This is a genomic window from Bacillus sp. FSL E2-8868 (genome assembly GCF_038005505.1).
GTDB lineage: Bacteria > Bacillota > Bacilli > Bacillales > Bacillaceae_G > Bacillus_A > Bacillus_A mycoides.
In genome coordinates this window covers 1,111,609-1,136,814 of record NZ_JBBOTI010000002.1, presented here as the reverse complement: position 1 = coordinate 1,136,814, position 25,206 = coordinate 1,111,609, and the positions used below count along the sequence as shown (strand labels likewise).

Below are 25,206 nucleotides of genomic sequence, written 5' to 3'. Positions count from 1 at the left end.
GGGACTTTAAATGGAGATAGTTTTTGAAGATTTCCAAGAGGCTTTATCGAAAATAAAATCGCTACGAGAAAGCGCTAATATAATAGAAGAAACTGTTCAAAGAAGTGTAAGTAAAATTGTTCAAAACGTAAGGAAGAGTAAAGATGAGGCTTTATCGTTCTATACAAAAAAGTTTGATGGTGTAGAGACAAAAGATTTTCGTGTAAGTGAGGAAGAAATAAAACAAGCAAGTAAGTTTGTAGAACAAGCTTTTTTAGAAGCGTTAAAAGAGGCGAAGAAAAATATTATCTCGTATCACGAAAAGCAAAAAAGACAATCTATGTTTGATTGCGTGAGTGAAGGGGTAATTAGAGGGCAGCTTATTCGTCCGTTAGAAAATGTAGGTGTATATGTGCCGGGCGGGACTGCTTCGTATCCTTCATCAGTATTAATGAATGTATTGCCAGCAAAACTCGCAGGAGTGAAAAAAATTGTAATGGTAACACCGCCGAAGCAAGGAGGAATTGATCCGCATATTTTAGCTGCTGCAAGTCTTGCAGGTGTAGATGAAATATATATGGCCGGTGGTGCTCAAGTAATTGCTGCTCTAGCATATGGAACGGAATCGATTCCTAAAGTAGATAAAATAGTTGGGCCAGGGAATTTATATGTCGCGCTAGCGAAGAGAGAAGTATATGGGATAGTCAATATCGATATGATTGCTGGACCATCAGAAATTGTAGTTATCGCAGATGAAACAGGAAATGCCGAATATATTGCTGCTGATTTATTATCACAGGCAGAACATGACGAGAGGGCAACAGCTATGTGTATTACAACAAATATAAAGCTTGCTAAAGAAGTAGAAAGAGAAATAGAAAGGCAGCTAGAGACGTTGCCTAGAAGTGAAATCGCTCGTGAATCCATAAAAAGAAATGGAGCAATTTTTATTGTCCCTTCTTTAGAAGAGGCGTTTCATTTATCAAATGAAATCGCTCCAGAACATTTAGAGTTACACATAAAAGAGCCAATGAATGCTCTAGCTTATGTAAAGCATGCTGGATCAATTTTTCTTGGTCCATATGCACCTGAACCGCTCGGAGATTATTTGGCGGGGCCGAATCACGTATTACCGACAAGTGGAACGGCAAGATTTTTTTCTCCGTTATCCGTCGATGATTTCGTAAAAAAATCAAGCTTCGTTTCGTATACGGAAGAAGCGTTAAGAAGTGTACAGCATCATATTGTAGAACTTGCAAATAAAGAAGGTTTACATGCACACGCAAGAGCAATCCAAATTAGGTTTAAGGAGGAAGAATAATGCGCGAGTCTAGTCAAGTACGTGAGACGACGGAAACAAAAATTAAATTAAGTTTGCAACTTGATGAAAGTACGAATGTTTCTGTGCAAACAGGAGTTGGATTTTTTGATCATATGCTAACTTTATTTGCTAGACACGGAAGATTTGGTTTGCAAATTGAAGCTGAAGGTGATGTATTCGTTGATGCTCATCATACGGTTGAAGATGTTGGAATTGTACTCGGAACTTGCTTGAAAGAATCATTGCAAAATAAAGAAGGGATTAACCGTTACGGCTCAGCGTATGTACCGATGGATGAATCTTTAGGATTTGTCGCGATTGATATAAGCGGGCGCTCATATATTGTATTTCAAGGTGAATTAACAAATCCGAAGCTAGGGGATTTTGACACAGAATTAACGGAAGAATTTTTTAGAGCAGTTGCTCATGCTGCAAATATTACGTTACATGCTCGCATTTTATACGGAAGCAATACACATCACAAAATTGAAGCTTTATTTAAAGCGTTCGGTCGAGCGCTTAGAGAGGCAGTCGATAAAAATGCCAATATTAATGGTGTAAATTCAACGAAAGGGATGTTGTAATTGATTGCAATTATAGATTATGGAATGGGAAATATTCGTAGTGTGGAACAAGCATTAAAATATATTGGAACAGAGTACATCATAACGGATGATAAAAAAGAAATATTGAGAAGTGATGGAGTTATTTTACCAGGAGTAGGCACATTTCCGAAAGCGATGGGCGTTTTAGAAGAAAAAGATTTAGTATGTGTGCTAAAAGAAGTTGGGAGCTTAGGAAAACCGCTTCTGGGTATTTGCTTAGGAATGCAGCTTTTATTTGAAAAAAGTGAGGAACTACAAAATTGTAACGGATTAAATTTATTGCCAGGTGTTATTCGAAAGTTAAAAGTTCCTTATAAAATTCCACATATGGGGTGGAATGAATTAAAAAAAGAAGGAGAAATATCGCTTTGGAATGGAGTAGAGGACGGTTCTTTCGTATATTATGTCCACTCTTATTATGCAGATTGTCCGAATGAAATTGTGTATGGGGCAAGTGAATATGGAGTGAAAGTACCTGGTTTTGTAGCAAAAGGAAATATATTTGGCGCACAGTTTCATCCTGAAAAAAGTGGGGAAATTGGGATGCGAATGTTAAAAAATTTCAAAGGGGTGGTAGAAGCATGGAAATCTTCCCAGCTATCGATTTAAAAGAAGGACGATGCGTCAGGCTTTATCAAGGAGAGTTTAGTAAAGAAACGGTGATGAATGAAGATCCAGTCGCACAAGCAATCATATTTGAAAAACTTGGAGCGAAAATACTACACGTTGTTGATTTAGATGGAGCAATTGTTGGGGAGTCAGTAAATTTACCTGTCATTGAAAAAATATGCAAGGCGGTACGTATTCCGGTGCAAATTGGAGGAGGAGTTCGGTCACTCGCGGCAGTGGAGAAGTTGTTGTCAGTAGGTGTAGAAAAAGTGATATTAGGAACGGCTGCCCTTTACGATAAATCATTTTTAGAAGAAGCGGTTCGTCTATATAAGGAGCAAATCATAGTTGGAATTGATGCGAAAAATGGTTTCGTAGCAACGAGGGGCTGGTTAGATGTGTCTGAAATTTCGTACATCGATTTAGCGAAGCAAATGGAAAGTGTAGGTGTTCAAACGATTGTGTTTACGGACATTTCAAAAGATGGGACACTTGCAGGACCAAATTTTGAGCAATTAGAGTTACTGCAAAAAAGCGTGGGTATTCGTGTGATTGCATCTGGAGGTGTCGCATCTATTCAAGATGTGAAAAGATTAAATGATATGAACATATATGGCGTCATTATTGGGAAGGCACTTTACGAGAAAACGATTGATTTAGAAAAAGTGTTACAGGTAACAAAACTATGTTAGCAAAACGAATTATTCCATGTCTAGATGTGAAAGAAGGGCGGGTAGTAAAGGGTGTGAATTTTATAGGGTTACAAGACGTCGGTAATCCTGTTGAAATAGCCGCATTATATAATGATGCGGGAGCAGATGAAATCGTATTTTTAGACATCACTGCGACGCATGAAGGGCGAAAAACGATTATAGATGTTGTAGAACAAACAGCCTCAAAGGTGTTTATTCCTCTTACAGTTGGCGGGGGGATTTCAAGTGTTAAAGATATGTACAATTTACTAAGAGCTGGAGCAGATAAAGTTTCAATAAACTCAGCGGCAGTGAGCAATCCGAAGTTAATCCAGGAAGGTGCGGAACATTTTGGCTCACAATGTATTGTCGTAGCAATTGATGCTAGAAAAGTAGAGGAAGATAAATGGAATGTATACGTGAACGGCGGAAGAGTCGATACAGGGATGGATGCAATCGAATGGGCGAAGCGCGTTGTTAAGCTCGGGGCAGGAGAAATTTTGTTGACGAGTATGGATGCAGATGGAATGAAAAACGGATATGATCTTCGTTTAACAGGAGCAATTTCAAACAGCGTTTCTGTTCCAGTAATCGCATCAGGTGGATGTGGTCATGTGGATCACATTATAGAAGTATTTCAAAAGACAACAGTTGATGCAGCATTAGCGGCATCAATCTTTCATTATGGTGAAGCGACTGTACAAGATGTAAAGAGAAAATTAAGAGAAGCAAACGTTGAGGTGCGGTTATGAAACCTAATTTTGCAAAAGGATTGATACCAGCTGTTGTTATCGAGGAAGATACGAAAGAAGTTTTAATGTTAGCTTATATGAATGAAGAAGCGTATGACAAGACGCTGGAAACGAAAAGAACATGGTTTTATTCCCGTTCGAGACAATCGTTATGGAATAAAGGAGGTACATCGGGAAATGTCCAATATGTGCAATCACTTTATTTAGACTGTGATCAAGATGCAATCGTTGTTGTCGTAAAGCAAGTAGGGCCTGCTTGCCATACGGGAGAAAAAACGTGTTTTCACTACAAAATTATATAGGGGGATACATATGGAAGATATCCTTAAGTTATTATTTGAAACAATTGAAGAACGAAAGAAAAATCCACTCTCTGAATCATATACGAATTATTTATTTTCAAAAGGTGAAGATAAAATTTTAAAGAAAATTGGTGAGGAGTGCACCGAAGTAATTATTGCGTCTAAAAATAATGATAAAGAAGAAATAGTAAAAGAAATGGTTGATGTGTTCTATCACTGTTTTGTTCTATTAGCCGAAAAAAATATTCCATTAGAAGATGTCATGCAAGAAGTGAAAGAAAGAAATGGAAAGCTTTCGCGAGTAGGGGACAGAAGAGAAATAGATACATTATAAGGGGGAATATGGATGAAAGTGGACTATCACATTCATTTAGAAGAAGGACCATATTCAATAGGGTGGCTAGCTAAAATAAATGATGCGCTACAATATTTTGAACCGCTTAAAGAAGAAAAACATTCTATGGAATGGCTTATGAAAACACAAGAACGCCTGCAAAGACGTGTGAAGGAAGGTCCATTTACAGCGAAATGGATTGATTTATATTTAGAAGAAGCTGTGCGAAAAGGTATAAAAGAAGTTGGTATTGTCGATCATTTATATCGTTTTCATGAAGCGAAAGGATATTATGAAAAGTATGTAGATATTAGTGATTCTAAGCTTGGTCGCCTGCAAAAAGAATGGTTAGATCAAGTAAGAGTAACGTCTATTTATGATTTTACAAAGGCGATTGAAGAGGCAAAAGAGCGATGGAGTAAACGAGGGATAACGCTCAAACTTGGAATTGAAGCGGATTATTTTATTGGGGGTGAACAAGAGTTAAAAGGTTTACTAGCATTAGGAGACTTTGATTATGTAATCGGTTCGGTCCATTTTATAGATGGATGGGGATTTGATAATCCAGATACGAAAGAGTATTTTGGTACGCATGAGTTACATACTTTATATCACACGTTTTTCGCTACAGTTGAAAGTGCTGTTCGTTCCGAGCTTTTTGATATTATAGCTCACCTCGATAACATAAAAGTATTTAATTACCGGTTAGATGAGAATGAACAGCTTTCTTATTATAAGGAAATTGCTCGTGCGTTAGTGGAAACAAATACAGCAACAGAAATAAATGCGGGATTGTACTATCGATATCCTGTGCGCGAAATGTGCCCAAGTCCGCTTTATTTACAAGTATTAGCTAAGCATGGAGTTCCGATTACTCTATCCTCAGATGCCCATTATCCGAATGATTTAGGAAAGTATGTGGAAGAGAATATAAAGACATTACGCAATCATGATATTTCTCACATAGCTACATTTACGAAACGAGTAAGAACGATGAGATTGCTTGAAGAAGAAGGAATAATTTCAAAATGAAACACGATTTTTTGATGAAAATCACCCTTTTTGTTCAAAATAAGAAAGAATGAAAAGGAGGATGAAAAATGGCGAAACAACAAAATAAACAAAACGTACAAGCGGCAGATCAAGCCTATACTTCTGAAACAAATAATACTGCTAACTCAGTTATTGAGGAACAAATTAGCGATACAGTTGCAGAAGGAACAATCGATGCGAAGCTTGGGAAAGAATCGCAAGAAAAAGCGTAAAAAGAGGGGAGAGTTGCATCTCCTCTTTTTTTATGGAAAAGTGTCGATTTTCAAAACTATAATCAAATTCCTTGGTTTTTATATGTAGATTTCTTACAATGAAATATAAGAGATATCATATTTTGTATAGAAGAGGTGTTAGTAGTGTCGAAAATATTAGTAGCAGGAAAAATTCCAGAAATCGGATTAGAATTATTGAAAAATCATGATGTAGAAATGTACAATAAAGAAGAATTAATTAGTGTAGAAGAGTTAGGAGAACGTGTAAAAGATAAAGATGCACTTTTAAGCTTACTTTCTACGAAGGTATCGAAAGAGGTTATTGACGCAGCACCAAACTTGAAAATTATCGCAAATTATGGTGCTGGTTACGATAATATTGATTACACATATGCTGGAGAAAAGGGTATTGCTGTTACAAATACGCCGAAAGTATCTACAGAGGCAACAGCAGGATTAACGTTTGCACTTCTTTTAGCAGCTGCACGTAGAATTCCTGAAGGTGATACGTTATGTCGTACAACTGGATTTAACGGATGGGCACCGTTATTCTTCTTGGGTCGCGAAGTACACGGTAAGACAATCGGAATTATTGGCCTTGGAGAAATCGGGAAGGCAGTTGCAAAGCGTGCGAGAGCATTTGGAATGAATGTTTTATATACAGGACCAAATCGAAAGCCTGAAGCTGAAAGTGAACTGGAAGCGACATACGTAACGTTGGAAGAATTATTACAAACAGCGGACTTTATTACAATTAACTGTGCTTATAATCCGAAATTACATCATATGATTGATGAAGAACAGTTTAAAATGATGAAGAAAACAGCATATATTATAAATGCTTCACGTGGACCAATTATGAATGAATCAGCACTTGCTCATGCACTAAAAACGAATGAAATTGAAGGTGCAGCTCTTGACGTATTTGAATTTGAACCGAAAATTACAGAAGAGCTAAAAGGATTAAAGAATGTAGTACTTGCTCCTCACGTGGGGAATGCAACATTCGAAACACGTGATGCAATGGCTGAAATGGCAGTAAGAAATATTTTAGCTGTATTAAATGGTGAAGAACCTGTAACACCTGTAAATCAAAAAGTATTAGTTACAAAATAAAAAAGAAACCTTCCGAAATACGGAAGGTTTTTTTATTTTTCTTTATTCGCTTTTTTAGAAGGTCTTTGTCTAATAAATTGAGATAACATATACAAAATGTATAGTGGAATGGCAATGAATAAGAAAACAGAAATGTTGCCAAAACTTGTTTGGTACATTGTGATAATAATTCCAACTAAAAATAGTGTAATAATTATGCTATATCGTGGAATTGGTACATCTTTTAAACTTGGGATACGAACACGGCTCACCATTAAAAATGCGAACGTTACGAATACGGTAATGAGAACGATTTTTGGAATGGTATGTGAAAATAATGTTAAGAAAGCAACAAGCCCTCCTGCTGCAGTAATCGGAACTCCAGTGAAATATTTCATAGAAGTAGAAGATGGTGTTACATTAAATCGTGCTAAGCGATATGCTCCGAACAGAGGGAATAATCCCGCTATGTATAGTCCAATGATTCCGTAGTTGGAAAAAGATGTGTAATACATTAAAACAGCAGGTGCTGCGCCAAATGTTACAACATCCGCGAGTGAATCAAGCTCTTTTCCCATTTGTGAATCAACGCGTAATAAACGAGCGACACGACCATCAAGACTATCTAACATCATCCCGATCAGTACTAAAATAGCAGCTGATTTATAATATCCTAAAGATGCATAGCCGATTGACAAAAATCCGCTATATAAATTCCCGAGCGTAAATAAGTTTGGAATAGCTGCTCTATACAAAATCTGATCCCTTGCTTTCTGTTATAAATTCTTAATTAGTGTATGAAAGTTTACTTATTTTATCATACCATAAATTTCTTTCTCATACGAAAAAAATTCCCAATTTGTGAAAGATTGTATAGAAGAGAAATTTGAAAAATAAGTAAAAAAAGGAAGCAACTTTTGTAAAGTTGCTTCCTACACTATTCAAATTTCGTTGTCATCGTTCCGGTTTTATATCGATTGTTAGGATCAAATCTTAATAAATCTCCATAAATGAGTTTGTCGGATAATTTTAATTCTGTTTTTGCTTTTTCAATATAAGGCTGACATAGTGTTAAATCAGCTTCTTCACCTGTGCTTCTTTTATAGCACATATTTTTTGTATAAACATAATCTTCCGAAACAAAACTGCCGTCCCGCATTACCATAAGAGGGTCTTTTTCTTTCGTAAATAAGTCTGTTCCAAATTCTACGGATTGATTTGTTTTAATACCAAGTAAATGAAGTAACGTTGGTTTAATATCAATTTGACCAGATACTTTAGAGATGACTTTTCCTTCTTGGCCAGGCACATGAATAATGAGAGGGACGCGTTGTAATTGCATAGAATCAAACGGTGTAATAGCGTCTTTCCCAAGGAACTGAGCCATAGCTGTATTATGGTTTTCAGAAATGCCGTAATGATCACCATAAATGACAATAACGGAATTATCATATAGTCCTTCGTCTTTCAATTGTTTAATAAATAATTTAAGAGCTTCATCCGTGTAACGAACGGTTGGGAAGTAGCGATTTAAAACACCACTTTCGGAATTAAATTCATCAACATATTGATCTTCTGGATTTAGAAGAAATGGAAAATGGTTTGTTAACGTAATGAATTTTGTATAGAACGGTTGTGGTAAAGATTTTAACTTTGGAATAGATTGCTCAAAGAACTCTTTATCTTTTAATCCCCAACCGACAGACATTTGTTCCGTTCCTACGTAATCATTTAAATTAAAGTAACGATCATATCCAAGCGCAGGATACATTACGTCACGATTCCAAAACGTTTTATCGTTTGAATGGAAGACAGCAGAAGAATATCCGTATTTCTTTAATTGTTCTGGTGTGGCAGTGTATTCATTTGTTGCATGAGTAAAGAATACAGAACCACGGTCTAACGGATAAAGGGAATTTTCAACGATAAATTCAGCATCAGAAGTTTTACCTTGTCCCGTTTGATGATAGAAGTTATCGAAATAAAAACTATCTTTAATAAACTCATTTAAAAATGGAGTAATCTCTTTTCCATTTATTTTTTTATTAATAACAAAACTTTGTGTAGATTCCATTGAAATTAAAATTACATTTTTACCCTTTGCAGCTCCAAATAAGTTTTTATCAACTTGTTTATCTTTTGAGTCTGTATAGTTTTTAATTTCAGAGAACCCGTCTCCACTTGCAAATACACGCTCAGCTGAAGACTTAGATTGAAGTGTAATATCAAATAGATGATATGTGTATAACCCTAAATTTTTCACGACAGTTTGACGATCAAATGAGCGTGAGAACATTTGTGGTTTATATATAACTGAAACAACAATTTGTAGTGCTAATAATACTGTTACACCGCTAAAGAAAGTTCGCTTCTCAGAGCGAGAAAGGGGTGTTTTATCACCAAATGATGGGAATTTACGCGAAATAAACATTAAAATAATTGCGTCTGCAAATAAAAGTAATGTTTTATACGTAAATAGTTCTTTTATACTCGTCCCTAAGTCAGCCATATTATTTGTTTGGAATAAGACAGGGAAAGTAACAAAATCGTTATAGAACCCGTAAAACATTGCATTTCCAAATAAAATAAATGACAGTATAAAACTAATTACAATAATAATTCGGTTTCGGTACTTAGATGCAAGTAAAGCGAAACCAAAAAATAAAAGTAACGAAGCTAGTGGGTTAATAAAAAGCATAAACTCTTCAAAGAAGTTATCAATTCTAATATCAAATGCTAGCTTGTACACAATATATGTTTTTATCCATAATAAAACGACTGCAACTAGTGCAAATCGCAGTTTTGGAAACAGATTTTGTAGCATAATATACTCCTCTCCTAAAAGCATGACGGTTCTTGTGAGCCGGTTTGATTAGCGCCTCATTTTATATATACGAACAGTCCTTTATTATTATGTTTATTATACTATGAGTATCATTATACGAAAATAAAAGAGAGTTGTGGGCTTTTTTATAATAATTGAGTAGAAAAAGGGCAGTGGGAGACAATAAAACGGAGTTTCTATGTATGATAATTATCGTGCGCAAAAAGAATCGAGTAATAAAACGGAGGTTATAATGCGAAAATTATTATATTTTATAGTATGCAGTAGTGTTATACTTTTTGCTTCACCGAGTGTGTCGGTAGCACAATATGATGCACCCCTTATGGAAGATGCCCTTTATTCTGTTTTATTTCCAAAAATAAATAAGGCAATTGAAAAACAATATGGGAGCTTGAAGTCTTATCAATGTCCTAAAATTATTAGTTTAAAAAAAGTGTATAGTGGTACATATTTATTTCAAGCGAGTATTGAAGTAACGAAGTATGAACAGGTTGGTGGGAAAATTGTTCCACCATTTGAGAAGGTAACGATTACATTTAATAACGAAGAGGGCGAATGGGAAGTGACAAAGGTTTCAGTAAAGCGCTTACCAAATGATACAAAATTAAACTGTAAAAAAACAATATAAAAAATTGTTTGACAAATAAAATGGTCCTTTGGTATTGTTAATAGCAACAATTAGATGTTTGAAAATTAAATAGACTTACCTCATCTACTCTCAAAGGTAGAGGCCGCGATAGGAAAGAGTAAGCTATGGGAGATTTAATGGAATCTGTGATCATAGGTTGAAAGGGACTATTGCCGAAATGTAAGAATAACCATCTTATTCATATATTGGGACTGCATTGAATAAATGTAGTACTGTCATAAGATTTATTTTATGAAGAGCTATTTGGAGATGTTGATGCGGTTTCTTATTTTGAGGAGATAACAACTCGTTTATTTTTTCAATATATATTTTTCCTAATAAGAAACGCGTGTGAACATTGTTCCGCGCGTTTTTTGTCTATCTAAAAGCGTGCTGCAATGAATAGAAGATTGGGGTTATGAGTTTTAGAGGAAATAAGGGAGGAATTTAAATGTATTTACACGGCACAAGCCGAATCAATGGGCAAGGACACTTAGAAATTGGTGGGTGCGATACGACGCAACTAGCAAAACAATACGGAACACCACTTTATGTATACGATGAAGAGTCTATTCGAGGAAAGTGCCGCGCGTTTCATCGTGCTTTTAAAGAAAGTGGTTTCTCTTATCAAGTAGCATATGCAAGCAAGGCGTTCTTGTGCATGGAGATGTGCCGAGTAGCTCGTGAAGAGAATATGTCTTTAGATGTTGTTTCTGGAGGAGAATTATATACTGCGCTCCAAGCTGGTTTTCCGGCATCGCGTATTCATTTTCACGGAAATAATAAAACAGAAGAAGAAATGATTATGGCTCTTCAGGCGAATATCGGTTGTTTTGTAGTAGATAATTTCTTAGAATTAGAAATCTTACATGATTTAGCAATGCAACATGGGAAATTTGTGAACATATTAATCCGTGTAACGCCTGGAGTAGAGGCACATACACACGAATATATAACAACAGGTCAAGAGGATTCGAAATTTGGATTTGGTGTTTCAAATGGTCAAGCGATGCAAGCAATTGAGCTTGCCTTGCAAAAATCAAATTATAATGTGCTAGGAATTCACTCGCACATCGGATCACAAATATTTGAAACGGCTGGATTTGTTCGAGCAATTGAAGTACTCCGCCAATTTTTAGAAGAAGTGAGAGAGCGAACACATTATGTGATGAAAGTATTAAATGTGGGCGGAGGTTTCGGTATACGTTATACGGATTCAGATACACCGTTAACACTTGAAACGTATGTGCACGCTGTAACAAGTACGATAAGAGAACAATTTACATTATGTGAATATCCGCTTCCAGAAATATGGGTTGAACCAGGTCGTAGTATCGTAGGTGATGCGGGAACAACACTTTATACAGTCGGAGCGGTGAAAGAGATTCCTGGCATTCGGAAATATGTTTCAGTCGATGGTGGAATGACAGATAATTTAAGACCAGCTCTATACGGAGCCCGTTATGAGGCGATGTTGGCGAATCGAGGGAATGATGAGAATGAGGAACTCGTTTCGATTGCTGGGAAATGCTGTGAAAGTGGAGATATGCTGATTTGGGATATTAACTTACCGCAAGTTGCTTCTTCTGATTTACTAGCAATTTCTTGTACGGGGGCATATGGGTACTCGATGGCGAATAATTATAATCGTATTCGTAGACCAGCTGTCGTCTTTGCAAAAGGCGGGACGTCACAAATTGTCGTAGAACGTGAAACATATGAAAATATCATTGGGAACGATCGCATACGTATTAAAGAGCTGGTGTGAATGAGAAAGAAGGAGTTGTCTAGTAAAGGCAACTCCTTTTAAAAAAAGAAAAATAATTAAATATATCGGAAAACTAGGATTGAAAAAAATCAGAATTGTGATAAAATACAAATACAAAGCTTATCAAGAGAAGCTGAGGGAACTGGCCCTACGAAGCTCGGCAACCTGCTTATAGAAAGCAAGGTGCTAAATCCAGCAAAATGGAATCCATTTTGAAAGATAAGGTAAAATATATTACCGAACAGTCTTTTCGAAATGGGAAAGATTTTTTTTATGAATAAAAAGGGGGGCTGTTTGCGTGAGCGTACGGGAGCATTTTGATGAAGTATCTGAGAAAATTCAAGCGATGCTTGCTGATATGAAATATGGTTCCATTACAATTGTTGTGCAAGATGGAAAAGTGATTCAATTAGAAAAAAGTGAAAAGGTTCGTTTAAAGTAAAAAGCGCTGACTAGAAAAACTAGAGGCGGTTTTAATCTATTTTTAATAGGTTAAAGCCGTCTTTTTGCTTTTACAGGGGGAAAAAACATGTTGACGTACGAAACGTGGAAAGAAAATAGTGTTTCATTTTCTGAAGAAGATGAAACGAAAGGCGCGCTATCAGTATTAAGTTGGGCTTATAACGAATATAAAGATGAAATTGTATATGCATGTAGCTTTGGGGTGGAGGGAATGGTTTTATTGCATCTTATAAACCAAGTAAATCCATCTGCTAAAGTTGTATTTTTGGATACAAATGTTCATTTTCAAGAAACGTACGAATTAATTAAGAAGGTACGCGAGAGATTTCCTTCATTAAATATTATAGAAAAACAGCCAGAACTTACACTCGATGAACAAGCGAAGCTTCATGGAGAGAAGTTATGGGAAAGTAATCCGAATCTTTGCTGTAGTATTAGAAAAATTTTACCGTTAGAAAAATCATTAGCAGCGGAAAAAGCGTGGATATCAGGCTTAAGAAGGGAACAATCAGAAACGCGTAAGCATACACAGTTTATAAATCAAGATCGTCGTTTTCAATCTATTAAAGTTTGTCCGCTCATTCATTGGACTTGGAAAGAAGTTTGGCGATATGTATATAAACATAGTTTGCCGTATAACCCATTGCATGATGTTGGCTATCCGAGTATTGGGTGTGAGAAATGTACATTACCTGTAGGTGATGGTGGCAACTCAAGAGATGGAAGATGGGCTGGGAAAATGAAGACGGAATGTGGCCTTCACTTTCAATGAGATAGATTTTGAAATAAAGCTAAGAAGGGATATAAGAAGATGAGTACAACAAATGAATTAGTAAACCGCATTGATGAAACATATGAAATATCGAACATTGTAAAGGAAATCGAGATAGACAAAATTGCACTTAGTGATTTAGAACTTTTGGCGACAGGAGGATATAGCCCTCTTACAGGATTTTTAGGGAAGAGAGATTATGATTCAGTAGTAGAAACGCTTCGTTTAGCAAATGGTAGCGTATGGAGTATACCGATTACACTACCGGTAACAGAAGAAGTAGCCGAGAAACTGCAGGCTGGAGAGGAAGTAAAACTTGTCAACGCCGGAAATGTATATGGTGTTATTCAAATAGAAGATATTTTTGTACCAGATAAAGAAAAAGAAGCGTTACTTGTATATAAAACGACGGATGAAGCACATCCAGGGGTGAAAAAATTATATGAACGACCAAACGTTTACGTTGGAGGAGCTATTATTCTTACAAAACGCTTTGGAAATAATCCGTTTCCTTCTTATCATTTAGATCCAATTGAAACGAGAGAAGAATTTAAAAAACGCGGTTGGAAAACAGTAGTTGGATTTCAAACGAGAAACCCAGTACATCGTGCCCATGAGTATATTCAAAAATCTGCCCTTGAAATTGTAGATGGTCTCTTTTTAAATCCGCTCGTTGGGGAAACGAAGTCAGATGATATTCCTGCTGATGTAAGGATGGAAAGCTATGAAGTATTACTTCAAAACTATTATCCGAAAGATCGTGTCTTTTTAGGTGTATTTCCTGCAGCAATGCGTTACGCAGGACCAAGGGAAGCGATATTTCATGCACTAGTAAGAAAGAACTTTGGTTGTACCCACTTTATTGTAGGGCGTGATCATGCTGGGGTAGGGGACTATTACGGAACATATGAAGCGCAGGAAATCTTTACGAATTTTACAGTAGAAGAGTTAGGGATTACGCCGTTATTTTTTGAACATAGTTTTTACTGCACGAAATGTGAAGCAATGGCTTCAACGAAAACATGTCCGCATGGAAAAGAAGACCGTGTCATCTTATCGGGTACGAAAGTACGAGAAATGTTAAGAAATGGTGAGATTCCGCCAAGTACATTTAGTCGTAAAGAAGTAGTGGAAGTGCTAATTAAAGGTTTGAAAAAAGAAGTAGTAACAGAATAGGGAGAGAATGAGATGGATACGAATATTACTTGGCATACAGCTTCTGTTTCAAAAGATGAGAGAAGAGTGAAGAATGGGCATCACAGTTTTGTAGTTTGGTTTACTGGTTTATCAGCTTCGGGCAAATCTACAGTAGCGAATGCGGTTGCTCGTAAACTATTTGAAAAGAATATCGGAAATTATGTGCTAGATGGGGATAACATTCGGCACGGTTTAAATAAAGACTTAGGTTTTTCTGAAAGTGATCGTATGGAAAATATAAGACGTATTGGCGAAGTGGCGAAGCTATTTGTAGATCAAGGTACTGTTGTCCTTACAGCGTTTATTTCACCATTTCAAGTAGATCGAAAACAAGTTAGGGATTTATTAGCGGCAGATGAGTTTATAGAAGTGTTTGTAAAATGTCCAATTGAAGAGTGTGAAAAACGTGATCCAAAAGGGTTATACAAAAAAGCGAGACAAGGTGATATTAAAGAGTTTACTGGTGTTGATTCACCGTATGAGGAACCAAAACAAGCAGAATTAATTGTAGAAACGCACAAGTATTCTATTGAAGAATGTGCAGAGCAAATTGTGAAGTACTTGCAAGAGCGTAGTTTCATATAGGGGGATAAAAGATGAGTTATGAAAAAGTGTGGGCTAATAATGAAAAATTAAATCAAACAGAGAAAAAGAAATTAGAGAAAGACGGATTAGAAATCTTTAATGATATTCCTTACTATGCGGAGAATGGATTTGAATCTATTCCGAAAGAAGAGTGGGACGCTTTTAAATGGGCGGGATTGTATTTGCAAAGACCGAAAGAAGCGGGCTATTTTATGATGCGTGTCAACATTCCTTCTGGAATTATTACAAATGCACAGGCAGAAGCACTTGCTTCTATCGCTGAAGATTATGGGCGTGATGTGTTAGATATTACGACAAGACAGGCGATTCAGTTTCATTGGTTAGAAATTGGGCAAATTCCGGATATTTTTAAAAGATTAGCGAGAGTTGGTTTATCTTCAGCAGGGGCATGTGGTGATATTACGCGTAATATTACAGGTAATCCACTTGCTGGAATTGATGCGAATGAACTATTTGATACAACATCGATTGTTAAAGAAATATACGATTACTTCCAACATAATGAAGAGTTTTCTAATCTACCACGTAAATTCAAAATGTCTATTAGTTCTAACATTTATAATTCAGCAAATGCAGAGATTAACTGTATGGCATTTACACCCGCTACGAAAGAAATAGATGGTGAGAAAAAAATTGGTTTTCATATAAAAGTAGGGGGAGGCTTATCAGCTCGTCCGTACTTAGCGGAAGAATTAGATGTATTCGTTTTACCAGAAGAAGTGAAGGGGATAGCAATTGCAATTGCTACTATATTCCGTGATTTTGGATATCGTGAAAAGCGTCATTTAGCACGTTTGAAATTTCTTGTTGCTGACTGGGGTGCGGAGAAATTTAAAGAGAAACTAGTAGAGTATACAGGATCATTGCAAAGTAAAGGGGAAAGTGCTCTCAAAGGCTGGAATGCAGGATACTTTTATGGCGTTCAAGATCAAAAACAAGCAGGATTAAAGTATGTCGGCTTTAATGTACCAGTAGGGCGTTTACACGCAGAGGAAATGTTTGAGATTGCAAGAATTGCAAAGAAATATGGAAACGGGCAAATTCGAACTTGTAACTCGCAAAACTTCATTATTCCGAATGTTCCGCCAGAAAATGTTGCAGGATTATTAAGTGAACCGTTGTTTGAAGCAATTTCAGCAAATCCGAAATCGTTTATCGGTCATGCGGTTTCATGTACTGGCATTGAGTATTGCAATCTTGCGTTAGTAGAAACGAAAGAAAGATTACGCAAAATCGCAGAGTACTTAGATACACAAATTGCACTCGATGTTCCAGTTCGAATTCATATGGTAGGATGCCCGAACTCATGTGGTCAACGTCAAATTGCTGATATTGGTTTGCAAGGGATAAAACTGAAAACGAAGGAAAAGGGAATCGTTGAGGCGTTTGAAATATATGTGGGCGGAACACTATTAGACGGAGGAGCATATAACGAAAAGTTAAAAGGGAAAATAGATGGAGAAGATTTGCCGGATGTTCTCGTGTCCTTTTTAAGTTATTTCCAAAAGAACAAATTACTAGCCGAAACGTTTTATGATTTCGTAGGACGTGTTGGAGTGGAAGAATTACAAATTGTACTAAATCGTGTATTAGAAGAAGTAATAGCATCTTAGGAGGGGCAATATGGACTTATATCGATTTGAAGCTGTATTAGTAAATAGTATTGTTCCAATTGTTGTCGTTGCTCAGAGTGAAGAACAGGCATTTAAGCTTGCGGAAATTGAGCTTGAAAAACATTTTTTACCGTTACCAGAAGTGAAAGAGATTTCTTTGTTTGAAAAAAAGAAGATTCGAAAAGGGGCGGCATTTGTTATTCATGAGTAGAGAACATGTAATACGAAATAATAGTAACTTCCATTCGTGATTAAGAGTGGAAGTTTCATTTTATAGTAGAAATGAGGAGAGATTATGGGGAAGGTTTATATCGTCGGGGCGGGTCCTGGTGATCCGGATTTAATTACTGTTAAAGGGTTGAGATGCATCGAGAAGGCTGATGTTATATTGTACGACCGTCTCGTAAATAAAGAATTGCTTTCTCATGCAAAGCCTGAAGCGGATTTAATTTATTGCGGGAAACTCCCAAATTATCACACGATGAAGCAAGAGACAATTAACACATTTCTTATTAAATATGCGAAAAAAGGAAAAGTTGTAACGAGACTTAAGGGCGGAGATCCATTTGTATTTGGAAGAGGTGGAGAAGAAGCTGAAGCGTTAGCGAAGCAAAGTATCCCATTTGAAATTATTCCTGGTATTTCAGCTGGTATAGCTGCTCCTGCTTATGCTGGAATTCCAGTAACGCATCGCGATGCAAGCGCAAGTTTTGCTGTTGTGACAGGGCACCGGAAAGAAGGGGCTGAAGAGGAAGTGAAGTGGGAAAGTTTAGCGAAAGGTGTAGATACATTAGCGGTCTATATGGGGGTTAGTAATTTACCTTACATATGTGAACAACTAATAAAACATGGAAAAGATCAAAGTACACCTGCCGCTATCATTGAGTGGGGAACGACATCTATGCAACGTACTGTTACAGCGACGTTAGGAACAATTGTAGATGTTGCCAAAAAAGAACGAATTCAAAATCCAAGTATGATTGTTATTGGAGAAGTTGTCCGTTTTAGAGAAAAGATACATTGGTTTGAGAAACAAACGGAAAATGCATATCAAGTAAGCGGAGTATTGTAAAATGAAGGCTGTTATATATATATGTCATGGAAGCCGTTTGAAAGCAGCAAAAGAAGAAGCGGTTGCATTTATTACGTCATGTATGAACCGTGTAGAGGCAAATATTCAAGAAATTTGTTTTTTAGAGCTAGCGAATCCTTCTATTGAAGAAGGATTTCGTACATGTGTGAAGCGTGGTGCTACAGAGATTGTCGCTATTCCTGTTTTTTTATTAGCGGCAGGACATGTAAAGAAAGATATTCCGTTTGAATTACGAAAGTTAAACGAGGAATATCCGGATATCAAAATAGTGTATGGTAATCCATTTGGTGTATCAGAAGTGCTTGTAAAAGCGGTATATAACGGAAGTGGTATTAAAGACTATAAAGAAGAAGTAACACTTTTGCTCGTTGCAAGAGGGAGTAGTGATCCGGAAACTTTACAAGACATAAAGTGGATTTCTTCTTTATTTCAAAAAGAAGAGAACATTAAAGAGGTGGAAGTTTGTTATTTAGCAGCCGCGGAGCCGAAGTTTGATGAGAGGTTGAAAGAAATTGTAGAACAAAAAGAACGGAACATTGTTGTGTTACCTTACTTATTATTTACAGGCTTACTCATGAAACATGTTGAGAAAGAAGTGCGTCAATATGAGTCGGAAGAGATAAAAATAAGTCCCTATTTAGGAAAGAATGTAGCGTTTCGAGAGATGTTAATTCAGAAAACAGAGGAAATATTGAAGGGAGATCAATATGTATCCACTTACAGTGCGAGTTGATAAGAAACGTGTTGTTGTCATTGGTGGAGGGAAAGTAGCGGGGTTTAAAATTATTCCTTTACTAAAACAAGGTGCGGATATTGTTGTAGTAAGTACAGAATTAGATGCAAATTTAGTGAAACTTGTAGAAGAAAAGCAAATTCGTTGGTATCAAAGAGAGTATGAGAAAAGTGATATTAAAGATGCTTTTTTAGTAGTTGCAGCGACTAGTAATTCGGTACTAAATGAACAAATTGCTGAAGATGCCGCAGTGAATCAATTGGTAAATGTTATTACGAATCCGGAAAGTGGAAATGTTCATTTTCCGGCGGCAATTCATCGTGGATTGCTTAATGTAGCTGTTTCTACTGGAGGGGCAAGTCCGAAACTTGCAAAAAAAATTCGTGATGATATCGCAAATAAATATGATGAGAAGTATGAATCGTATCTTGATTTTTTATATGAAGTTAGACTAAAAGTGAAAGAATTACAAGTAGAGAAAAGGCAAAAAAATATATTGTTACAAGAAGTATTAAAGTCGATATATGTTCAAAGTGAACAAAAAAGAGAGCTTTTTTTACAAGAATTAGAGAGGGGAATTTATATAGGATAGTGAGCGAATTGTGCTTTACAAATATAAAAATATAATTTATAATCACAAGTAACTTCAAAAGATGAAATCGATGAGCAAGAAGAGTACGTATATTTGATGCGTTCAGAGAGCTGGGGTAAGGTGTGAGCCCGGTACGATAAAATATACAGAATGGGCTTGCGAGAGGTATGCTGAACATTGCAGTAGGCAACCCGGGTTCCGCCGTTAAAAGGATAGGGTATCGGAATTTTCCTGTACCTGAACAAGTGGGATTTATTGATCCAATTGAGGTGGTACCACGGTATTCTATTACATATATCGTCCTCTACATGCATATTTGCGTGTAGGGGACTTTTTTATTTTCTAAAGGAGGTGTGCGAGTATGAAATGAAAGTGTATAATTGATAAAAGTTATAATATTCAGAAAAGGAGAATTTATGATGAAAGAAACACAGCAATGGACGTCGAAAATTGGCTTTGTACTCGCAGCAGCCGGAGCCGCAGTAGGTCTTGGTGCAATATGGAAGTTTCCATATGTTGCAGGTAATGGTGGGGGAGGCGCATTCTTCCTTGTATTCTTACTATTAACTTTATTTATTGGTATGCCTCTTCTTTTAGCTGAATTTGTTATTGGCCGTAGTACTCAAAAAGAGGCCGTTACAGCTTATAAAGTATTAGTACCGAATAGCAAGTTATATCCTTGGATTGGTCGTATGGGGGTTGTTACTTGTTTTAGCGTACTATCTTTTTATAGTGTTGTAGGTGGATGGATTTTACTTTATTTATACTATAGTGTCACAGGTAGTTTCTGGAACGGAGTAGTCGATTATGGACAATTGTTTGCTGAAACAATTTCAAATCCAGTAAGTGCGATTGGGGCGCAATTCATCTTTATGCTTTGTACGATTTTTGTTGTTAGTAAAGGTGTGGAAAAAGGCATAGAAAAAGCAAGTAAGTACATGATGCCGCTATTATTCATTTTATTTATTGCTATCATTATTCGTGCGTTAACACTTGATGGTGCTATGGCTGGGGTAGAGTTCTTCTTAAAACCAGATTTTTCAAAGCTTACAGCAGATACTATTTTATATGCGATGGGGCAATCTTTCTTCTCACTAACGGTAGGTGCCTCGGTAATGGTAACGTATAGTTCGTATTTAAAGAAAGAAGAGCATTTAGCTAAATCAGCAACATCTATTGTAAGTTTAACTGTATTTATTACAGTACTTGCAGGATTAGCGATTTTTCCGGCGATTTTCGCATTAGGAGTTAAACCGACAGAAGGACCAGGGCTACTGTTTATCGTTCTTCCTGCTGTCTTTGCAAAAATTCCATTTGGACAATTTTTCTTCATTATGTTTTTAGTTTTATTCTTCTTTGCGACTTTAACATCTGCGATTTCAATGCTTGAAATTGTAGTAGCATCTGTTGCGAAAGATAATGAGAAGAAGCGTCCGTCAGCTTCGTTATTAATTGGTATTCTTATTTTTGCAGTTGGAATTCCATCAGCGTTATCGTTTGGAATTATGAGTGATGTAAAAATATTTGGTAAGACATTCTTTGATTTCGTCGATTTTTCGGTAAGTAATGTATTACTGCCACTCGGAGTGCTAGCCATTTCGCTATTCGTACCAAATAAAATGAGTAAAGAGTTATTAATGAAAGAATTAGAAGTTACGGAAACGAAAGGGAAAACATTATTTAACATTTGGTTCTTCTTACTTCGTTATGTTATTCCGGTAACTGTAATTATCGTATTTTTAAATGCGATAGGCGTATTTAAAATGTTTGCATAATAAAAAGACGGAGATTTCTCCGTCTTTTTATTATGTTGTAGCAGTATTTAATAAGCGATTATATGCTTTATAAGCTGTGACAACTGCGATAAATGATCCAATTAAAAATAACGCTGAGCCGCCGAATGTAAATAGCCGGCCAATGTATGTTTCTCTAGCTTCTTCTATTTCTTCTTGTAATTGTGTATTCATATTTATCACCCCGCAAAATATAGGCATTTAGTTGTAGTTTATGTAAAACGCCTAAAAAGTGTGAAGTAGTAAAAAAAACTCGGTATGCACCGAGTTTTTTATAATCCGATATAAGGAGACGGATCAACTGCGTTTGTCTTACCAACATTCCATTCCCCAAGGTGAAGTTCGAAGTGTAAATGTTGTCCGTATGATTGGCCAGTGTTCCCCATAAAGCCAAGTTGAGTGCCTTGTTTTACAGTTTGTCCATTAGATACAGAACGGCTACTCATATGTGCATATACAGTTGTATATGTTTTTCCGTTTATACGGTGAGATAAGTATACAACATTTCCGTAACTAGATGATAATTCTGAACGGATAACGACGCCATCTGCAGCGGCAATAATTGGCACTGTTCCTGAAGCTGCGATATCGATTCCTTTATGGTTATCTAAAGAACGTGTACCAAATCCTGAAGTTTTCGATCCAGCGGCAGGTTTAATAAATCCACCTTTGTTCGTATCTTGCGGTGTTGGTGCGGATTGTGTGCTTTCTTTAGCAGAAGCGGCGGCTTGTTTTTTTGCTTCCTCAGCCTTACGTGCCTCTTCAGCTTTACGCGCTTCTTCTGCACGTTTTTCTTCTTCAATTGCTTTTTGAACAGCTTGACGCTGGTTTTCTAAAATGCCTTTTGATTCTTCTAACCCTTCAATCTCTGAATCTACTTTTGCTACTTTCGTATGTAGATCGTTAATAAAAGTTTGTTGCTGTTGTTGATTACTTTGTAACTCTTGTTGTTTTTGTACTAATTTTTGCTCGGATTCTTTCAATTGTTGCTCTTTTTTCTCAACAGCTTCTTTTTCTGTCGTCACAGCATTTTGATCGCTTGTTTGTTTTTTCACAATATCTGTATCGTTATTTAAAATTAAACTTACAGAATACATATTATCAACAAGATCGGCAATATTTGCAGAACTTGTTATTACTTCTGTAATGATACTCGTACGAGGCTTTTCTTGCATAGATTGTAGTCGTTGTTTAATAACTTCCTGCCGTGTATCTATGTTCGTTTGTAATTGCTCTATATGTTTCTTTTTTTCAGTAATAACTTGCTGTGTGTTGCTAATTTCTTTTTTTGTATCGTTTAATTCAGCTTCGTTTTTATTAATAGAAGTAGTTAATTCGTCGATTTTCTTTTGTAATTCCAGGATTTCTTTTTCTATTTGTTCTTTCTCAGCTGATTTATTTTGTAAGTCATTTTGTTTGCCTTCTAATTCGGATTGAATATTAGATAATTTATTCTCATTCGTTTCAGCGTATACGGGTGAAAGTAACGGGGAAACGAAAATCGTTCCAGCTGCTAAAACACTAAATGCTGCAAATTTCTTTTTCATGGTTGTCTTGCTCCTTTCCCTATGAATGTTATATATCATAAGAAGAAGAGTGTCTATCGTTGTAATCATAATGTAAAGAAAATTTTATAATTTTGCTAAGTTTTGTCGGAATTTAGTATCTTTTCGTAGTGTTTGTCATAAATTTAAAATTCTTGAATGTATAGAAAAAGATATCAATTTCTATATTTTTTTTAAAAAAACATGGGAAATGATGGAATTCTCCGTAATGAAACAGTATTTTAAAAACCTATCAATCACTAGTAAGGAATCGATTTCATGTGAGGTTTTCTGACATGAAGTTTGTTTTTGTCAAGAAAATTATTTGCATTCGTGCAAACTTATTTTGTTGTCAGATTTTAAATTTTGATTTATGATTTTCAACAGGGACAAAATGTAGTGAATTGTCGAATAATATGTAATACTCTTAATTTCAAGTTTTATAGAGATAGAATGAGAGATAGAGTGACACATCGAAGAGGGGGTTACCACAAGTATGAAAAGAATAGGACTTGCATGGCAAATTTTAATAGGACTTGCGCTTGGTATTGCAGTTGGGGCGATTTTCTTTGGCAATCAGGAAGTGGTGAAGTACTTACAACCAATTGGTGATATTTTCATCCGATTAATTAAGATGATTGTTGTACCGATTGTTGTAGCGAGTATTGTTGTTGGGGTTGCTGGTGTTGGCGATATTAAAAAGTTAGGTCGACTAGGCGGAAAAACAATTATTTACTTTGAAATTATTACAACGATTGCAATTGCTGTCGGTCTATTAATAGCAAACATTTTCCAACCTGGAAAAGGCGTTGATATGGATAAGTTAACAAAAACAGATATTTCTAAATATACACATACGACAGAGCAAGTACAAAGTCATTCGTTCGCAGATACGTTTGTAAATATTGTTCCGACGAACATTATGAAATCATTAGCTGAAGGTGATATGCTTGCTATTATCTTCTTCTCAGTATTATTTGGTTTAGGTGTAGCAGCAATTGGTGAGCGTGGCAAACCAGTTCTACAATTTTTCCAAGGTGTAGCAGATGCAATGTTTTATGTAACGAACCAAGTTATGAAGTTTGCACCATTTGGTGTATTCGCATTAATTGGTGTTACAGTTTCTACATTCGGATTAGCTTCATTAATTCCATTAGGAAAATTACTCATTGTAGTATACGGAGCAATGATCTTCTTCGTTGTAGTTGTATTAGGACTTACAGCGAAAATATTCGGTATTAACATTTTCCAATTCTTTAAAATTTTAAAAGACGAGCTGATCTTAGCGTACTCTACAGCAAGTTCAGAAACGGTTTTACCGAAAATTATGGAGAAAATGGAGAAATTCGGTTGTCCGAAAGCAATTACATCTTTCGTTATTCCAACGGGTTATTCATTTAACTTAGATGGATCAACTTTATATCAAGCAATTGCGGCAATTTTCTTAGCGCAAATGTACGGTATTGAATTATCCATTACACAACAAATTACGTTATTACTTGTATTAATGGTTACATCAAAAGGTATCGCGGGTGTACCGGGCGTATCATTCGTTGTATTATTAGCAACACTTGGTACAGTAGGTATTCCAGCTGAAGGTTTAGCGTTTATTGCAGGTATTGACCGTATTCTAGATATGGCTCGTACAGCAGTTAACGTTGTAGGTAACTCTTTAGCGGCTGTAGTTATGTCTAAGTGGGAAGGTCAATATGACGCTGAAAAAGGACAAGCCTATTTAAAAGAGATATCTGAAAAGGGTCAAGCAGCTTAATTATAATATGAAAAAGCTCTCACATAATATGTGGGGGCTTTTCTATATATAGAAGAGGAGCGGACGTAATGAAACGTAAATATGGTGACGGTTCTTCGTGGAAGCGACTAATAGAGAAGGATTATAGGGTTAAGCAAGTAGAGGATGGAATGTTAGGAATACTGGACATAAAAAAAGTGAGGGAACCTAGTCATAAAGAATACAATGGTAAACAGCTTTGCATTGCAGGTGATGGGTATACATGGATGCAATATTTTATAAACGGGAAAAACTTTGCAATTACAGCTATGTTAGACAATCAAAAACAATTAGTACAATATTATATCGACGTGACGAAAGAATATAAAATAGACGAGCGTGGTTTACCTTATTTTGATGATTTATATTTAGATGTAGTATTGTTACCGAACGGTGAGATCTATGTACTGGATGAAGACGAGTTAGAGGATGCCTATAAAATTGGTGATGTTACAAAAGAAGAATATGAGTTAGCATGGAATACAACAAAATGGATTATCGCGACGATAAAAAATAGAAAATTTTATTGGATCTCAATATTGGATAAAGAAATCGAAAAGTTAAAATGATTGGTTTATTCATATTTTTGTATAATTACCAAAAAAATCTATACAAAAAATAATTGACTTTTGTTTTGTAAGCGAGTAAAGTTAGGAAAGAAATTATTATTAAAAAATAAATATGAAACCTTCTTATAAAGAGAGGCGGAGGGACTGGCCCTACGATGCCTCGGCAGCGGACTCGATTTCAGAGTGCTGTGCCAAATCCAGCAAGCATGTGCTTGAAAGATGAGAAGAGTGTTTCTTATAGATGTATA

28 protein-coding genes, 3 riboswitches and 1 other annotated feature are annotated in these 25,206 nt (G+C 36.1%); of the genes, 24 read left to right on the top strand and 4 right to left on the bottom strand.

Annotation, left to right across the window (positions count from 1 at the left end; translation table 11 throughout):
* Nucleotides 1–10 precede the first annotated feature (10 nt).
* The 10 genes from hisD (at nt 11) to NSS74_RS16660 (ending at nt 6,975) form a co-directional block, all read left to right on the top strand.
* Nucleotides 11–1,300, top strand: a complete 1,290-nt coding sequence (gene hisD / locus NSS74_RS16705; RefSeq protein WP_340813984.1) for a histidinol dehydrogenase — start codon at nt 11–13, stop codon at nt 1,298–1,300.
* Complete coding sequence (gene hisB, locus NSS74_RS16700) at nt 1,300–1,884, top strand: imidazoleglycerol-phosphate dehydratase HisB (protein ID WP_002030662.1); 585 nt, start codon at nt 1,300–1,302, stop codon at nt 1,882–1,884. Before hisD ends, hisB begins: the two co-directional genes overlap by 1 nt.
* Nucleotides 1,885–2,514: an imidazole glycerol phosphate synthase subunit HisH gene (hisH, locus tag NSS74_RS16695; RefSeq protein ID WP_002011707.1), complete on the top strand. Its 630-nt coding sequence runs from the start codon at nt 1,885–1,887 to the stop codon at nt 2,512–2,514.
* Nucleotides 2,487–3,206 carry a 1-(5-phosphoribosyl)-5-[(5-phosphoribosylamino)methylideneamino]imidazole-4-carboxamide isomerase gene (hisA, locus tag NSS74_RS16690; protein ID WP_002086736.1) on the top strand — a complete coding sequence of 240 codons (720 nt, stop codon included), beginning with the start codon at nt 2,487–2,489 and terminating at the stop codon, nt 3,204–3,206. The genes hisH and hisA overlap by 28 nt, the downstream gene beginning before the upstream one ends.
* On the top strand, nt 3,200–3,958 hold the full coding sequence (hisF, locus tag NSS74_RS16685; protein WP_016101489.1) for an imidazole glycerol phosphate synthase subunit HisF: 759 nt from the start codon (nt 3,200–3,202) through the stop codon (nt 3,956–3,958). The genes hisA and hisF overlap by 7 nt, the downstream gene beginning before the upstream one ends.
* A complete protein-coding gene (gene hisI / locus NSS74_RS16680) occupies nt 3,955–4,260 on the top strand; it encodes a phosphoribosyl-AMP cyclohydrolase (protein ID WP_002086731.1) in 306 nt (101 codons plus the stop codon). Before hisF ends, hisI begins: the two co-directional genes overlap by 4 nt.
* 10 nt (nt 4,261–4,270) lie before the next feature.
* The gene (gene hisE, locus NSS74_RS16675; protein WP_002011702.1) at nt 4,271–4,594 is read left to right on the top strand and encodes a phosphoribosyl-ATP diphosphatase; all 324 of its coding nucleotides are present in this window, start codon (nt 4,271–4,273) and stop codon (nt 4,592–4,594) included.
* Nucleotides 4,595–4,606: 12 nt separating this feature from the next.
* Entirely contained in the window at nt 4,607–5,626 is a 1,020-nt protein-coding gene (locus NSS74_RS16670) for a histidinol phosphate phosphatase domain-containing protein (RefSeq protein WP_002030669.1), read from the top strand.
* 68 nt (nt 5,627–5,694) lie between these two features.
* Complete coding sequence (locus tag NSS74_RS16665; protein ID WP_002030670.1) at nt 5,695–5,859, top strand: YozQ family protein; 165 nt, start codon at nt 5,695–5,697, stop codon at nt 5,857–5,859.
* Nucleotides 5,860–5,994: 135 nt separating this feature from the next.
* The gene (locus NSS74_RS16660; RefSeq protein WP_340813981.1) at nt 5,995–6,975 is read left to right on the top strand and encodes an NAD(P)-dependent oxidoreductase; all 981 of its coding nucleotides are present in this window, start codon (nt 5,995–5,997) and stop codon (nt 6,973–6,975) included.
* Nucleotides 6,976–7,007: 32 nt separating this feature from the next.
* Here the strand turns inward: NSS74_RS16660 and pssA are convergent, their stop codons facing one another.
* On the bottom strand, nt 7,008–7,709 hold the full coding sequence (pssA, locus tag NSS74_RS16655; protein WP_002011698.1) for a CDP-diacylglycerol--serine O-phosphatidyltransferase: 702 nt from the start codon (nt 7,707–7,709) through the stop codon (nt 7,008–7,010).
* A 182-nt stretch (nt 7,710–7,891) separates the two neighbouring features.
* Nucleotides 7,892–9,778, bottom strand: a complete 1,887-nt coding sequence (locus tag NSS74_RS16650; RefSeq protein ID WP_002140980.1) for an LTA synthase family protein — start codon at nt 9,776–9,778, stop codon at nt 7,892–7,894.
* Between the two features lie 253 nt (nt 9,779–10,031).
* Between NSS74_RS16650 and NSS74_RS16645 the strand changes: the two genes are divergently transcribed.
* From NSS74_RS16645 to NSS74_RS16590, 12 genes are all read left to right on the top strand, one after another.
* A complete protein-coding gene (locus tag NSS74_RS16645) occupies nt 10,032–10,427 on the top strand; it encodes a DUF3888 domain-containing protein (protein WP_193339761.1) in 396 nt (131 codons plus the stop codon).
* An 89-nt stretch (nt 10,428–10,516) separates the two neighbouring features.
* Nucleotides 10,517–10,698: riboswitch (Lysine riboswitch) on the top strand.
* A 180-nt stretch (nt 10,699–10,878) separates the two neighbouring features.
* On the top strand, nt 10,879–12,195 hold the full coding sequence (gene lysA / locus NSS74_RS16640) for a diaminopimelate decarboxylase (protein ID WP_002030676.1): 1,317 nt from the start codon (nt 10,879–10,881) through the stop codon (nt 12,193–12,195).
* 117 nt (nt 12,196–12,312) lie between these two features.
* Nucleotides 12,313–12,421, top strand: a riboswitch (SAM riboswitch).
* Between the two features lie 72 nt (nt 12,422–12,493).
* Entirely contained in the window at nt 12,494–12,637 is a 144-nt protein-coding gene (locus NSS74_RS16635; RefSeq protein ID WP_000116159.1) for a YezD family protein, read from the top strand.
* An 87-nt stretch (nt 12,638–12,724) separates the two neighbouring features.
* On the top strand, nt 12,725–13,429 hold the full coding sequence (locus tag NSS74_RS16630; protein WP_002011694.1) for a phosphoadenylyl-sulfate reductase: 705 nt from the start codon (nt 12,725–12,727) through the stop codon (nt 13,427–13,429).
* Nucleotides 13,430–13,468: 39 nt separating this feature from the next.
* On the top strand, nt 13,469–14,605 hold the full coding sequence (gene sat / locus NSS74_RS16625) for a sulfate adenylyltransferase (protein ID WP_002011693.1): 1,137 nt from the start codon (nt 13,469–13,471) through the stop codon (nt 14,603–14,605).
* A gap of 12 nt (nt 14,606–14,617) precedes the next feature.
* Nucleotides 14,618–15,211 carry an adenylyl-sulfate kinase gene (cysC, locus tag NSS74_RS16620; RefSeq protein ID WP_002030679.1) on the top strand — a complete coding sequence of 198 codons (594 nt, stop codon included), beginning with the start codon at nt 14,618–14,620 and terminating at the stop codon, nt 15,209–15,211.
* 11 nt (nt 15,212–15,222) lie between these two features.
* Nucleotides 15,223–16,845 carry a nitrite/sulfite reductase gene (locus NSS74_RS16615; RefSeq protein WP_002140986.1) on the top strand — a complete coding sequence of 541 codons (1,623 nt, stop codon included), beginning with the start codon at nt 15,223–15,225 and terminating at the stop codon, nt 16,843–16,845.
* 10 nt (nt 16,846–16,855) lie between these two features.
* Nucleotides 16,856–17,056, top strand: a complete 201-nt coding sequence (locus NSS74_RS16610) for a DUF3906 family protein (RefSeq protein WP_000366913.1) — start codon at nt 16,856–16,858, stop codon at nt 17,054–17,056.
* 84 nt (nt 17,057–17,140) lie between these two features.
* Nucleotides 17,141–17,917, top strand: a complete 777-nt coding sequence (cobA, locus tag NSS74_RS16605) for a uroporphyrinogen-III C-methyltransferase (protein WP_002030683.1) — start codon at nt 17,141–17,143, stop codon at nt 17,915–17,917.
* Between the two features lies 1 nt (nt 17,918).
* Nucleotides 17,919–18,671: a sirohydrochlorin chelatase gene (locus NSS74_RS16600; RefSeq protein ID WP_002030685.1), complete on the top strand. Its 753-nt coding sequence runs from the start codon at nt 17,919–17,921 to the stop codon at nt 18,669–18,671.
* Nucleotides 18,646–19,263 (top strand): NAD(P)-binding protein, encoded by a 618-nt coding sequence (locus NSS74_RS16595; RefSeq protein ID WP_002140988.1) that lies wholly within the window; start codon nt 18,646–18,648, stop codon nt 19,261–19,263. The genes NSS74_RS16600 and NSS74_RS16595 overlap by 26 nt, the downstream gene beginning before the upstream one ends.
* Before the next feature lie 61 nt (nt 19,264–19,324).
* Nucleotides 19,325–19,571, top strand: a binding site (T-box leader).
* 111 nt (nt 19,572–19,682) lie between these two features.
* The gene (locus tag NSS74_RS16590; protein ID WP_002140989.1) at nt 19,683–21,038 is read left to right on the top strand and encodes a sodium-dependent transporter; all 1,356 of its coding nucleotides are present in this window, start codon (nt 19,683–19,685) and stop codon (nt 21,036–21,038) included.
* Nucleotides 21,039–21,068: 30 nt separating this feature from the next.
* Here the strand turns inward: NSS74_RS16590 and NSS74_RS16585 are convergent, their stop codons facing one another.
* On the bottom strand, nt 21,069–21,230 hold the full coding sequence (locus NSS74_RS16585; protein WP_002188935.1) for a hypothetical protein: 162 nt from the start codon (nt 21,228–21,230) through the stop codon (nt 21,069–21,071).
* A gap of 98 nt (nt 21,231–21,328) precedes the next feature.
* Nucleotides 21,329–22,603 (bottom strand): murein hydrolase activator EnvC family protein, encoded by a 1,275-nt coding sequence (locus NSS74_RS16580; protein WP_340813978.1) that lies wholly within the window; start codon nt 22,601–22,603, stop codon nt 21,329–21,331.
* A 493-nt stretch (nt 22,604–23,096) separates the two neighbouring features.
* On the opposite strand from NSS74_RS16580, the gene gltP reads away from it, so the two are divergent.
* Together gltP and NSS74_RS16570 are read left to right on the top strand one after the other, a co-directional pair.
* Nucleotides 23,097–24,371, top strand: coding sequence for a glutamate/aspartate:proton symporter GltP (gene gltP / locus NSS74_RS16575; protein ID WP_002030692.1), 1,275 nt, complete (start codon nt 23,097–23,099; stop codon nt 24,369–24,371).
* A 68-nt stretch (nt 24,372–24,439) separates the two neighbouring features.
* Nucleotides 24,440–24,958 (top strand): DUF402 domain-containing protein, encoded by a 519-nt coding sequence (locus NSS74_RS16570; protein WP_002135200.1) that lies wholly within the window; start codon nt 24,440–24,442, stop codon nt 24,956–24,958.
* Nucleotides 24,959–25,078: 120 nt separating this feature from the next.
* Nucleotides 25,079–25,184: riboswitch (SAM riboswitch) on the top strand.
* Nucleotides 25,185–25,206: the final 22 nt, after the last annotated feature.

What these genes read in the sequence shown, in the direction of transcription:
- hisD (WP_340813984.1), top strand. Translation starts at nt 11, where the DNA reads ATGGAGATAGTTTTTGAAGATTTCCAAGAGGCTTTATCGAAAATAAAA.
- hisB (WP_002030662.1), top strand. Translation starts at nt 1,300, where the DNA reads ATGCGCGAGTCTAGTCAAGTACGTGAGACGACGGAAACAAAAATTAAA.
- hisA (WP_002086736.1), top strand. Translation starts at nt 2,487, where the DNA reads ATGGAAATCTTCCCAGCTATCGATTTAAAAGAAGGACGATGCGTCAGG.
- hisF (WP_016101489.1), top strand. Translation starts at nt 3,200, where the DNA reads ATGTTAGCAAAACGAATTATTCCATGTCTAGATGTGAAAGAAGGGCGG.
- hisI (WP_002086731.1), top strand. Translation starts at nt 3,955, where the DNA reads ATGAAACCTAATTTTGCAAAAGGATTGATACCAGCTGTTGTTATCGAG.
- hisE (WP_002011702.1), top strand. Translation starts at nt 4,271, where the DNA reads ATGGAAGATATCCTTAAGTTATTATTTGAAACAATTGAAGAACGAAAG.
- NSS74_RS16670 (WP_002030669.1), top strand. Translation starts at nt 4,607, where the DNA reads ATGAAAGTGGACTATCACATTCATTTAGAAGAAGGACCATATTCAATA.
- NSS74_RS16665 (WP_002030670.1), top strand. Translation starts at nt 5,695, where the DNA reads ATGGCGAAACAACAAAATAAACAAAACGTACAAGCGGCAGATCAAGCC.
- NSS74_RS16650 (WP_002140980.1), bottom strand. Translation starts at nt 9,778, where the DNA reads ATGCTACAAAATCTGTTTCCAAAACTGCGATTTGCACTAGTTGCAGTC.
- NSS74_RS16645 (WP_193339761.1), top strand. Translation starts at nt 10,032, where the DNA reads ATGCGAAAATTATTATATTTTATAGTATGCAGTAGTGTTATACTTTTT.
- lysA (WP_002030676.1), top strand. Translation starts at nt 10,879, where the DNA reads ATGTATTTACACGGCACAAGCCGAATCAATGGGCAAGGACACTTAGAA.
- NSS74_RS16630 (WP_002011694.1), top strand. Translation starts at nt 12,725, where the DNA reads ATGTTGACGTACGAAACGTGGAAAGAAAATAGTGTTTCATTTTCTGAA.
- sat (WP_002011693.1), top strand. Translation starts at nt 13,469, where the DNA reads ATGAGTACAACAAATGAATTAGTAAACCGCATTGATGAAACATATGAA.
- cysC (WP_002030679.1), top strand. Translation starts at nt 14,618, where the DNA reads ATGGATACGAATATTACTTGGCATACAGCTTCTGTTTCAAAAGATGAG.
- NSS74_RS16615 (WP_002140986.1), top strand. Translation starts at nt 15,223, where the DNA reads ATGAGTTATGAAAAAGTGTGGGCTAATAATGAAAAATTAAATCAAACA.
- NSS74_RS16610 (WP_000366913.1), top strand. Translation starts at nt 16,856, where the DNA reads ATGGACTTATATCGATTTGAAGCTGTATTAGTAAATAGTATTGTTCCA.
- cobA (WP_002030683.1), top strand. Translation starts at nt 17,141, where the DNA reads ATGGGGAAGGTTTATATCGTCGGGGCGGGTCCTGGTGATCCGGATTTA.
- NSS74_RS16600 (WP_002030685.1), top strand. Translation starts at nt 17,919, where the DNA reads ATGAAGGCTGTTATATATATATGTCATGGAAGCCGTTTGAAAGCAGCA.
- NSS74_RS16595 (WP_002140988.1), top strand. Translation starts at nt 18,646, where the DNA reads ATGTATCCACTTACAGTGCGAGTTGATAAGAAACGTGTTGTTGTCATT.
- NSS74_RS16590 (WP_002140989.1), top strand. Translation starts at nt 19,683, where the DNA reads ATGAAAGAAACACAGCAATGGACGTCGAAAATTGGCTTTGTACTCGCA.
- NSS74_RS16585 (WP_002188935.1), bottom strand. Translation starts at nt 21,230, where the DNA reads ATGAATACACAATTACAAGAAGAAATAGAAGAAGCTAGAGAAACATAC.
- NSS74_RS16580 (WP_340813978.1), bottom strand. Translation starts at nt 22,603, where the DNA reads ATGAAAAAGAAATTTGCAGCATTTAGTGTTTTAGCAGCTGGAACGATT.
- gltP (WP_002030692.1), top strand. Translation starts at nt 23,097, where the DNA reads ATGAAAAGAATAGGACTTGCATGGCAAATTTTAATAGGACTTGCGCTT.
- NSS74_RS16570 (WP_002135200.1), top strand. Translation starts at nt 24,440, where the DNA reads ATGAAACGTAAATATGGTGACGGTTCTTCGTGGAAGCGACTAATAGAG.